A 966-nucleotide genomic window follows, 5' to 3' on the forward strand; every position below is an offset into this window, starting at 1 on the left:
TGGTGGAGGCACGGGGACTCGAACCCCGAACCCCCTGCTTGCAAAGCAGGTGCGCTACCAATTGCGCCATGCCCCCATAAGAAGCAACCCGTCTATCATACCCTAGAACCTTAGGGCTGCTAACCAGCCCCGGGACCGGGCATCCGGCCTAGTCAACCGTATCGGTTGACTTGCTCCAGACAGTTTTCCGGGCTTCGGATTCCTGTGCTTTCCGGTAGACCAGGACGCCTGCGATTGCCGCTGCCAGTACAAGCAACTTCTTCACATGCTCCCCGTTCCGGTCCGGCCGCAGTGATGCGAACCAAACCACACCTTGAACCTGCACAGGTTCCGTGGGCGTACCAGGACTTGAACCTGGGACCTCTTCGTTATCAGCGAAGCGCTCTAACCGCCTGAGCTATACGCCCCGATACCTCATCGGGCCGAGACATGACTTTACAGCACATCCCGGCCCGATCTCAAATCGGGCGCTTTCACCGGGAACTGGCCGGCGAAAGCAGGGACCTAATCGTCGGTGAGGGTGACGCCAACGCCGCCCACCAGGGTGGCAGCGATGTTGTACAGAACGGCCGACAGCATGGAGAGCGCGGTCAGCAGCACGACGTTCACCACAGCAATAATGGTGGCGAAAGACGCCACCTGGCCGAGGCTGGCGACCTTCTTCAGTTCGAAGCCGCCGCCCTCAGAGCCGGCGAGCGTGCCCAAGAGGCTGTCCACCTGGTCGAAGATCCCGGTGAGGTCCAGAACGGTCCACAGGACGATGGCGGCGACCACGGTGACGATTCCGAGCGCCACTGACAGCAAGAACGCCATCTTCAGCACAGACCAGGGATCCACCTTGCTGACCAGCAGCCGGGCGCGCCTGACCTTGGCCTTCGGCGCCGGCTTCACCAGTCCGGGAGCTGCCGCGGCAGGACGCTGGCCCTGTTGCGGACCTCCCGGGGCGGGCCGCTGGCCCGGCTGGCC

At 63.3% G+C, this 966-nt stretch carries 2 protein-coding genes and 2 tRNA genes; all 4 read right to left on the reverse strand.

The window, feature by feature from the left end:
• Window positions 1-76 (reverse strand) — tRNA-Ala (locus tag AC5RWX_RS33770).
• Between the two features lie 72 nt (window positions 77-148).
• A complete protein-coding gene (locus AC5RWX_RS33775) occupies window positions 149-325 on the reverse strand; it encodes a DLW-39 family protein (protein WP_494100499.1) in 177 nt (58 codons plus the stop codon).
• Window positions 326-333: 8 nt separating this feature from the next.
• Window positions 334-407 (reverse strand) — tRNA-Ile (locus AC5RWX_RS33780).
• A 97-nt stretch (window positions 408-504) separates the two neighbouring features.
• Window positions 505-966 (reverse strand): DUF3566 domain-containing protein (locus AC5RWX_RS33785; RefSeq protein WP_494100500.1); only part of this gene is annotated, 462 nt, incomplete at its 5' end.

It is taken from the genome of Arthrobacter sp. SPT-J7, assembly GCF_059089965.1.